The organism is Pseudolysinimonas sp., assembly GCF_031389465.1.
GTDB lineage: Bacteria > Actinomycetota > Actinomycetes > Actinomycetales > Microbacteriaceae > Pseudolysinimonas_A.
The window spans coordinates 1-9522 of record NZ_JANMSQ010000145.1; the positions used below are offsets into that span (position 1 = coordinate 1).

General features: G+C 68.1%; 9 protein-coding genes and 1 pseudogene. 5 read left to right on the forward strand and 5 right to left on the reverse strand.

Annotated features, from left to right (window positions below; genetic code table 11):
* The 5 genes from RMO30_RS05590 to RMO30_RS05610 form a co-directional block, all read right to left on the reverse strand.
* Window positions 1-847 (reverse strand): PLP-dependent aminotransferase family protein (locus RMO30_RS05590; protein WP_309710563.1); only part of this gene is annotated, 847 nt, incomplete at its 3' end.
* 76 nt (window positions 848-923) lie between these two features.
* Entirely contained in the window at window positions 924-1250 is a 327-nt protein-coding gene (trxA, locus tag RMO30_RS05595; RefSeq protein WP_309710565.1) for a thioredoxin, read from the reverse strand.
* Between the two features lie 68 nt (window positions 1251-1318).
* Window positions 1319-2278, reverse strand: a complete 960-nt coding sequence (trxB, locus tag RMO30_RS05600) for a thioredoxin-disulfide reductase (protein WP_309710567.1) — start codon at window positions 2276-2278, stop codon at window positions 1319-1321.
* A gap of 54 nt (window positions 2279-2332) precedes the next feature.
* Window positions 2333-3976 carry a lipid II flippase MurJ gene (gene murJ / locus RMO30_RS05605; protein ID WP_309710570.1) on the reverse strand — a complete coding sequence of 548 codons (1644 nt, stop codon included), beginning with the start codon at window positions 3974-3976 and terminating at the stop codon, window positions 2333-2335.
* Window positions 3973-5685: a DUF6049 family protein gene (locus RMO30_RS05610; RefSeq protein ID WP_309710572.1), complete on the reverse strand. Its 1713-nt coding sequence runs from the start codon at window positions 5683-5685 to the stop codon at window positions 3973-3975. Before RMO30_RS05610 ends, murJ begins: the two co-directional genes overlap by 4 nt.
* Window positions 5686-5756: 71 nt before the next feature.
* On the opposite strand from RMO30_RS05610, the gene RMO30_RS05615 reads away from it, so the two are divergent.
* The 5 genes and pseudogenes from RMO30_RS05615 to rplI all read left to right on the forward strand — a co-directional run bounded on the left by RMO30_RS05615 (window position 5757) and on the right by rplI (window position 9032).
* On the forward strand, window positions 5757-7190 hold the full coding sequence (locus tag RMO30_RS05615; RefSeq protein WP_309710574.1) for a CCA tRNA nucleotidyltransferase: 1434 nt from the start codon (window positions 5757-5759) through the stop codon (window positions 7188-7190).
* Window positions 7191-7298: 108 nt separating this feature from the next.
* Window positions 7299-7661: pseudogene (gene rpsF / locus RMO30_RS05620) on the forward strand (30S ribosomal protein S6); the annotation flags it as partial.
* A gap of 89 nt (window positions 7662-7750) precedes the next feature.
* Window positions 7751-8263 (forward strand): single-stranded DNA-binding protein, encoded by a 513-nt coding sequence (locus RMO30_RS05625; protein ID WP_309710577.1) that lies wholly within the window; start codon window positions 7751-7753, stop codon window positions 8261-8263.
* A 45-nt stretch (window positions 8264-8308) separates the two neighbouring features.
* Entirely contained in the window at window positions 8309-8575 is a 267-nt protein-coding gene (gene rpsR, locus RMO30_RS05630; protein WP_309710578.1) for a 30S ribosomal protein S18, read from the forward strand.
* Between the two features lie 4 nt (window positions 8576-8579).
* Window positions 8580-9032 (forward strand): 50S ribosomal protein L9, encoded by a 453-nt coding sequence (rplI, locus tag RMO30_RS05635; protein WP_309710579.1) that lies wholly within the window; start codon window positions 8580-8582, stop codon window positions 9030-9032.
* The last annotated feature ends 490 nt before the right edge of the window (window positions 9033-9522 follow it).

Sequence of the window (9522 nt, forward strand, 5' to 3'; positions counted from 1 at the left end):
AGGACGGTGACAGCACCGCCGCCTCGTTCGCCAAGATGAGTTTCTCTCGAATCGCGTGGGGGGCGACAGCCCACCCGACCCGGAAGCCCGGGGCGAGCGTCTTCGAGAACGTGCCGAGATAGATCACGCCGTCTTCCTCCACCGAGCGCATCGCGTGCGGTGGCGCCTGGTCGAAGTACAGCAAGCCGTACGGGTTGTCCTCGAGCACGAGGATGTCGTTCTGCCGGGCGATCTCGAGGATCTCCATGCGGCGCTCCCAGGGAAGGGTCACGCCCATCGGGTTGTGGAACGACGGGATCGTGTAGAGGAACTTGATCTTCTTGCCGGCGGCCCGCACGCGGATGATCGTCTCGCGCAGTGCCTCAGGCTGAAGCCCGTGATCGTCCATCGCCGAGTGCACGACTTCGGCCTGGAACGACTTGAACACCGTGATCGCGGTGACGTACGAGGGCCCTTCCGCGAGCACGACGTCACCCGGGTCGAGGAACAGCTTCGCCACGAGTTCAAGAGCGTGCTGCGAGCCGGTCGTCACGACGATGTCGTCGACACCGGCATGGATGCCTTCGAGAGCCATCACCTCGGGGATCTGCTCCCGGAGGGCGGGCATCCCCTGCCCGGAGCCGTACTGCAGCGCCGTGGCGCCCCGGTCGCGCACCGTGCGCTCGACGGCACCCGTCAGCAGATCTTGCGGGATCGCAGAGACGAAGGGCATCCCGCCGGCCAGCGAAACGACCTCGGGACGGCTGGCGACCGCGAACAGGGCCCGGACCTCGGAGGCCGACAGGCCGGCCGTACGGGCGGCGTACAGCCCGTACCACGGATCCATGTTGTTGCCCTGCGTCTGCATAGTCGTCAAGGGTAGCCAAGGAAACGCCGAAGCCCCCTCCCCCTAGCGGGGGAAGGGGCCACGGGTTCGCGAACGGCTACGCCAGGAACTCGGCCAGATCGGCCTCGAGAGCGGGCTTCGGCTTGGCGCCGATGACACGCTTGACGACCTCGCCGTTCTTGAAGACGTACATCGCCGGGATGGAGGTGATGCCGTACTTCTCGGCGGTCACCGGGTTGTCGTCGACGTTGAGTTTCACGATCGAGAGCTTCTCGGCGTTCTCCTCGGCGATCTTGTCGAGGATCGGCGAGACGGCGCGACACGGGCCGCACCACTCGGCCCAGAAGTCGACCATGATCGGCTTGTCGGAGTTGAGGACGTCGGCCTCGAACGAGGCGTCGGTCACATCCTTGGCGCTGGACATTGCGGTTCCTTCTTTCTGGGGTACCTGAGGTCTCTCAGACACAACCGCGAACGGTCGTCGGGGATTCCCTACGCAGGCACGGCGACAGCCCGCGCGAGCAGCTCCGCGGGGAGGTCGGCGAGGTAGTGCTCGGCGTCGAGCGCCGCGACCGTTCCGGAGCCGGCCGCCGTGATTGCCTGCTTGTAGGTCGGGTCGACGACGTCTCCCGCGGCGAAGACCCCCGCGAGGTTGGTGCGCGACGAGCGACCGTCGACGGCGATCGTGCCGACGTCGGTGAGGTCGAGTTGCCCGTGCACGAGGTGGGTGCGCGGGTCGGCGCCGATCGCGACGAACATGCCCTGCACGTCGAGGGTGGTCTCGGTGCCGTCGACGGTACTCACCAGGCCGATGCCGGTGACCTTCTCGTCGCCGTAGATGTGGGCGACCCCCTGGTTCCAGAGCATTTCGATCTTCGGGTCGGCGAACGCGCGGTCCTGCATCGCCGCTGATGCCCGGAGGGCGTCGCGACGATGCACCAGGTAGACGACGTCGGCGAAGCGAGTGAGGAAGGTGGCCTCCTCGAGCGCGGAGTCACCGCCGCCGATCACGGCGACCTTCTTCTGCTTGAAGAACGCGCCGTCGCAGGTGGCGCACCACGAGACGCCGTACCCCGAGAGACGCGTCTCGTCTTCCAGGCCGAGCTTGCGGTACTCGGAGCCGGTCGCGTAGATGACGGTGAGTGCTTCCTCGACCGAGCCGTCGCCGAGGTGGATCTTCTTGACCTCACCCGCGAGTTCCAACTTCACGACGTCGTCGTAGACGATCTCGGCGCCGAAGCGTTCGGCCTGCGCCTGCATCTTGATCATCAGGTCGGGACCCATGATTCCGTCGGGGAAGCCAGGGAAGTTCTCGACCTCGGTGGTCTTCATCAGCTCGCCGCCGAACTCGACGCTCGACGCGATCACGAGAGGCTTGAGGTTCGCGCGCGCGGCATAGATCGCGGCGGTGTACCCCGCCGGGCCTGAGCCGATGATCACGATCTGGCGCATTGCGAATCCTGCCTTCCGGAGCCTGCGCCCCTCGTCCACCTGATGCAACACATCCTAGGTATCCGATATTTCGGAACCGGCGGCCTTTCCGTTTCGCCTGAGCGACGATCGCAGGCCGCGCAGCTCCGGTGCGCGCGTCGCGGCGAGGACGCCGAAGAACACCAGGATGACGCTGGCCCCGACGATCGCCGTCGTCACGATCCCCTGCCACTGACCGGCCGTCGCGAAACCGGCCTCGTCGAAGCCGCCCATCAGTGCGAGCACCCCCACCCCCGCGCCGGCTGAGGGGATCGATGTCAGAGCGAAAACCCCGAACCGGCGCACGATCGCCCCGCCGCCCCCGCCGAGGCGGTTTCGCAGGATGACGGCGGCGACAATCGCTTGCACGATGACCGACACCGACGTGGCCAGCCCGATGCCGGCGGCGATCCAGGCCGAGGGTGCCGCGAGCATCGCGAGGGCGCCCGCGATGAAGATGGCGGCCTGCACGATCTGCAGCAAGAACGGCGTTCGGGTATCCCCCAGCGCGTAGTACGCCCGCTGCACGACATACAACGTGCTGAACGGCACGAGACCGACGAGGAATCCGAGGAGCACGATCGCGATGACCCGTGCCTCAGCCGGGTCTTGGGCGAAGAAGGCGGAGAACGGCAGCGCGGCGGCCGCAAGCGCGGCGCCGGCCGCTGCCACCAGCATCCCGATCGTGCGCAAAGACGCCGAGAGGTCGGCGCGAACGGCCGGGATGTCGTTGTCACGGACCGCGGCGCTCATCCGGGTGAAGTAAGGCGTCGCGATCGAGATGGCGATGATCGAATGCGACAGCATGAAGATCAGCCAGGTCACCCGAAGCACAGCGAGCGAGGCGTCGGAGGAGTCCGCGGTCGCGGCGACGTTCGTCTGCACGAAGTTCGTGAGCTGGATCACCAGCACCATCCCGAAGACCCAGCCCGCCGCGCGGGCGGGAGCCCCGAGCCCGACTCCTCGCCAGCGGAAGTCCGGGTGGAACCTCAGCCCGGTGCGCCGCCAGAAGAGCATGAGCAGCAGAGCCTGGAGTGCCACCCCCAGAGTCGCGCCGCCTGCAAGCATCGCGATCCTCGTGGCATCCCAGGTCGCCGGATCACGGTGGGCGGGGCTGACTCCGTACAGCACGCCGAACAGTACGAGCACGCCGATCATCACGACGTTGTTGAGGGCGGGAGCCCACGCGGCCGGTCCGAAGATCCCGCGCGCGTTGAGCACCTCGCCGACGAGGGCGTACACGGCGTAGAACAGGATCTGCGGCAGACACCAGTAGGCGAGCACGATCGCCAGGTCGAGGCCGCCGCCGGCGAGGGCGTCGTCGCCCCCGCCCAGTGCGTAGAGGCGCACGATCAGCGGGGCGGCGAGGGTCGCGAGTGCGGTCGTCGCGACGAACGCCGTGACGCCGAGGGTCACCAGGCGGTTCACGAACGACTGCCCGCCGTCGGCCTGCGTCGCCGCTTTGACGATGTGCGGCACCAGCACCGCGGAGAGCAGACCGCCCGCGACGATGGCGTACACATAGGTCGGCAGCTGGTTGGCGAGGGCAAACGCGTTCGGACCCGACCCGCGGACGCCGATGACGTACGCGAGCACCGAGGCGTTGACGAATCCGAGCAGCCGGGAAACGATCGTGCCGGAGGCGAGCGCCGCGCTCGCGCGGCCCACCGTGCCGCTCACGCGGCCTCCTGGGCGTCGATGTCGCGCTCTCGGGCGGCCTTCTTGCGCCGCACGATCACGTTACGCGCGATACCCGCCGCGAAGACGACCGCCGCCACCGCGCCGAAGATGATGCCCACCGTCTCCCACTGCGCCTGCAGGTCGGCGTTGAAGCGACGCGGTTCGCCGATTGACACCCCCGTCGACGGGCTCGAGAGGCTGACCTCGACGACCACCTCGCCGTTGGTGATCGCCTCGGCATCGAGCCGCACGGCTTTTGACGACCCCGGCTCGACGGTGACCTCGACCGGGCTTTCGATGCGCAGAAGCGGCCGTAGCGGAGTTGCCGAGACCCGAACGGTGACGGCGACGTCGAGGCCGTTCGCGATGCGAATCGGAATCGACGTCTGGGTGCTGGTGACGAGGAGGTTACCGGTGTCGACGATGGTGACCGCATTGAGGATCTCGGTCGAACGCTCGAGGAAGGCGTCGGCGCGGGTCGTCCAGTCGTCGCCCCGGACACCTTGCACGGCGAGCAGCGACAGGAGTTGCAACCGTCGTTCGGCGCTGAGGGCGAGAGGGTCAGCCAGAATTGTGGCGAAGGCTTCCTCTGCGCGCACCGCTGCCGTGAGCCCCGGGGTCGCCACGATGTGCTCAGCGGGGGGGCTGTCGACGACGCTCGCGCTCTCGGCGGTGCCGGAGAGCACGCCCGAAAGTCCGATCATCCGAGTCGAGTTCCGCGCCGTGATCGAGGCGACGGTGTCGTCAAGTCCGTAGGCCGTGAAGGCCGGTGCCCGGTCAAGGGTCAACACCAGCGAGCGACCGGGATGAGCGGCCGCGAGCCCGTCGAGCGCTGCGCCGAGGCGGGCGATGGCCTGCTGGCGGGTGGCGTCGTCGATCGAGGTGCTCGCCTCCTGGAACAGGTCGGATGCGGCCGAGTCGGCGATCAGGGCGCGGGCGGGGCCGAGTTCGGCGAAGGCGCTCGACGTCTCCGACACGTTGGCGGAACTCACCAGTACCGCGTCGTAGCCCGCGCTGCCGTAGGCCTCGAGATCCGAATCGACCACCGACCCGTCCGACGGCCACGCGATCTGGCCGATCGCGGCGGGCCAGGCGAGCAGTTCCTCTGTCGTCGGAAGCGGAGGAGGGTCGTCGTTGTCAGGGTCCGGGGTCGCGGTCGGTTCGACCGACGGTGAGGAAGTGGGGCTAGGAGAGGCGGTCTGCGCGGGGCCGAACGCGTCGGGGTCGAGCACGAAGTCGAACCCCGACGGGTGCGCGAGGTCGAGGGAATCCGCGCGGACGAGCGCCGAGAGGTCGGCGTCAGAGTAAGCAAGCAGGAAGACCTCGTTCGGCGCCCCTTCGAGGCGGTCGAGCCAGGCGAGGGCGGACTCGGGTGCCGCTGTTCCCAGCACGCGGATCGAGACGGGAATCATCGGGTCGAGCGCGATCGTCGCCGAGGTCGCGAGCACTTCGTCAAGCCCGCGCGTCAAATTGCCGGCGGGCGAGGTCGCGATCGTGAGCTCGGCAGCGTCGAGCACCCCGTCGTCACCGGCGTACGCCGTGATCGGCACCACGATGGTCACCGCCATCGGATCTCCGACCGCTCGCGGGGCGGCGGCGGAGGGTCCCGCGACGAGTGCGGGACCGAGCACGGCGACGGCGGCTGCGGCGATGCCCGCGGCCCGGAGGACTACGGGCGCGGCGCGTCGTCGATCCCGAGCGGCCGCCATACCTGCGAGCTTAAGCGGCGACGGCGCGCGAGGTCGCGTCGGGTGGCGGGAACAGCGACCAGAATGGATGGATGGACAGCGTGGCGGAGGCGATGGACCGGCTGCGCGACCTCGCGACGCGCCCCGCGGTCGCCGAACTCGCGCAGCTCTTCGCGAACGCCCACCACGAGCTCGCGATCGTCGGTGGCACGGTACGCGATGCCTTCCTGGGGAAGGCCCTCTCGGGCGACGACGTCGACCTCGACTTCACGACGGATGCGACCCCCGAGCAGATCGAGGCGGTTCTCGCCCCGCTCGGCAAGACGCTGTGGGACACCGGCCGCCGGTTCGGAACCATCGGGGTGCGCCTCGGTGGGTACATCTGTGAGATCACCACGTATCGCAGCGACGCGTACGACGGCACCAGTCGCAAGCCCGAAGTACAGTTCGGCGACAGCCTCGACGCCGACCTGACCCGCCGCGACTTCACCGTGAACGCGATGGCGTTGCGGGTACCGGAGCTGAAGCTGGTCGATCCCACCGGAGGGTTCGACGATCTGCTGAACCATCGGTTGCGCACCCCGGGTGCCCCCGAGATCTCGTTCGGCGACGACCCTCTGCGAATGCTGCGCGGCGCGCGGTTCCGCGCCCAGCTGGGCTTCGAACTCGACGCCGACGCCGCGGACGCCGCCCGGCGGATGGCGGCGTCGCTCGATATTGTCGCGGCCGAGCGCATTCAGCAGGAGCTCGCGAAGCTCCTGCTGTCCGCAGAACCATCCGCCGGCATCCGAGTGCTCGTCGACACCGGGCTCGCCGACCAGATGCTGCCAGAGGTGCCCGCCCTCCGCCTCGAGATCGACGAGCACGCTCGCCACAAAGACGTCTACGAACACAGCCTGACGGCGCTCGACCGCGCGATCGAACTGGAAGAGTCTCGCGGGCACGAGCCCGACCTCGTTTTGCGTCTCGCCGTGCTGCTGCACGACATCGGCAAGCCCGCGACGCGCGCGATCGAGCCGGGTGGCGGGGTGACCTTCCACCACCACGACGTGTTGGGCTCGCGGCTGGCCACCAAGCGATTGAAGGCCCTGCGCTTCGACAAATCGACGATCGAGGCGGTGGCCGACCTCATCCGCCTGCACCTGCGCTTCTTCGGCTACGCCGAGGGCACCTGGACCGACTCGGCGGTGCGCCGCTACGTGCGGGATGCCGGCGACCAGCTCGAGCGGCTGCACATCCTGTCGCGGGCCGATGTGACGACGCGCAACAAGCGCAAGGCCGACCGCCTCGCCCACGCCTACGACGACCTCGAGGCGCGGATCGCGGCGCTCGCCGAGGAGGAGGAACTCGCCGCGCTGCGCCCCGACCTCGATGGCGAGGAGATCATGCGCATCCTGGGGCTGAAACCCGGACGCGAAGTCGGCGAGGCCTACCGGTTCCTGATGGAGGCGCGGCTCGATTCCGGCCCACTGGGGGCCGAGGAAGCCGAGCGGCAACTTCGTAGCTGGTGGGCGGCGCGCAACTGACCTATGATCGACAGGTTGCCCGCCCGGACCTTTCGGATCGGGGGCGACACGTCACAACCCTCCTGCTGCAGACATTCTGTAGCCGCTGAGACCAGAGGAGGTGGGTTAATGACGCACCAGTATGAGCTGATGGTGATCCTCGATCCCGAGATCGATGAGCGCACCGTCGCACCCAGCTTGGACAAGTTCCTGAACGTGATCCGCAACGATGGCGGCACGGTCGAGAACGTCGACATCTGGGGCCGCCGCCGGCTGGCCTACGAGATCAAGAAGAAGGCCGAAGGCATTTACGCCGTCGTCAACTTCACCGCGAACTCGGATGCGACGGTCGAGCTTGACCGCCAGCTGAAGCTCTCCGAAGCCGTGCTGCGCACCAAGGTGCTGCGCGCTGAGGAAGCCGTGGCCCGCGTGGTCGCGCACACCGAAGAAGAGGCGAAGAAGGCCGAGCGCAAGGCGGCCGCGATCGCCAAGAAGCCCGCCGCGCCCGCCGCCGCGAAGCCGGTCGAGGCCGAGCCCGCTGTTGCGGAGCCCGCCCCGACTGAGGCCGAGGCCAAGTAACCATGGCCGGCGAGACGATCATCACCGTGGTGGGCAACCTCACCGCTGACCCCGAACTGCGCTACACGCAGGGCGGGCTGGCCGTCGCCAACTTCACCATCGCGTCGACCCCGCGCACGTTCGACCGTCAGGCGAACGACTGGAAAGACGGCGAGGCCCTGTTCCTGCGCGCGTCTTGCTGGCGCGAGTTCGCCGAGCACGTCGCCGGCTCGCTGACGAAGGGAAGCCGCGTCGTCGCGACCGGTCGCCTGAAGCAGCGCTCCTACGACGACCGCGAGGGCGTCAAGCGCACCGCGATCGAGCTGGAGGTCGACGAGATCGGCCCCAGCCTGCGTTACGCCACCGCCCAGGTGACGCGCGCGCCGGGCGGCAGCACCGGTGGTGGTGGCCGAGGTCAGGTGGCTGCTGGCGCTGGTGCAGCCGAAGAGCCGTGGGCCGCGAGTGCACCCGCTGCCGGCGGTGCCGACGACGTTTGGAACACGCCCGGCTCCTACAACGACGAGACCCCGTTCTGAGCCGTCAGGCTTTTCGAACGCTAGAGATTCAGAAGGAAGACAGCAATGGCTGGCAAGAGCAGCAGCAGTAGCGGCGATCGCCGCAAGCGCGTGCCCAAGGGCGGCAAGAACGCCGCACCCGCGAAGAGCATCCGCGTCGGCATCATCGACTACAAGGATGTCGCGACGCTTCGCAAGTTCATCTCCGAGCGCGGAAAGATCCGCGCCCGGCGCATCACCGGCGTCTCGGTGCAGGAGCAGCGGCTGATCGCCCGCGCGGTCAAGAACGCGCGCGAGATGGCGCTTCTCCCCTACGCAGGTTCGGGGCGGTAGAGACATGTCGAAGCTCATCCTCACCTCCGAGGTCACCGGCCTCGGCTCGCCCGGTGACGTCGTCGACGTCAAGAACGGCTACGCCCGCAACTACCTCATCCCTCAAGGCTTCGCGATCTCCTGGTCGAAGGGCGCTGAGAAGCAGGTCGACTCGATCAAGGCGTCCCGCGCCGCGAAGGAGCTCGCCACGATCGAAGAGGCCCAGGCTCTCAAGGCCAAGCTGGAGTCCGCCCCCATCAAGCTCGCCGTCAAGGCGGGCAGCGAGGGCCGACTGTTCGGTTCGGTGAAGACTTCGGATGTCGCGGACGCGGTCAAGGCCGCCGGTCTCGGCGACATCGACAAGCGCTCGATCGAGATTGCGACCCCCGTCAAGAGCCTCGGTCGGCACGACGCCACGGTGCGTCTGCGCACCGATGTGCTCGCCGCGCTCACGCTCGACGTGGTCGCCGCGAAGTAACTCGTTTCACCCGGATGGCGCACCCTCACGAGGGTGCGCCATCCGTCGTTGTTTTGGGGGACACCCCCCTCATGTTTTGCGGGAGCGGGTTCACAATCCGTCCACAGGGGACTTGTCAACCCCCGAACCCTCAAGCGGCACTCCAACCCTGTTTCCACACACAGGGTGTGCAAACAAAAATGCCTGGTCAGCAAGCCTTTGCAGCCCGAAACTCGCGCGTTTCGCACAGCTGACTCCACAACTTCTTCACACGAGCATCGGCGTTTCCCGCCGATTTCCCACAGCGTTGTCCACAGGCCCGGTTGTCCCCCCGGCACCGCACTCTTAGCCTGAACGAGCACTCCCGTCGCGGGGTTCGGGGGAACCTCAGCAACCGGCCGTTCAGGGTGTCGTCCGGCGATGTCGGCGTGCCCGCATAGCCTGACCGCAGGAGGTCTCCCCATGTCCATCGCCCACCTGGGACTCGCCGACGCACCCGGCGCGGGCGAGC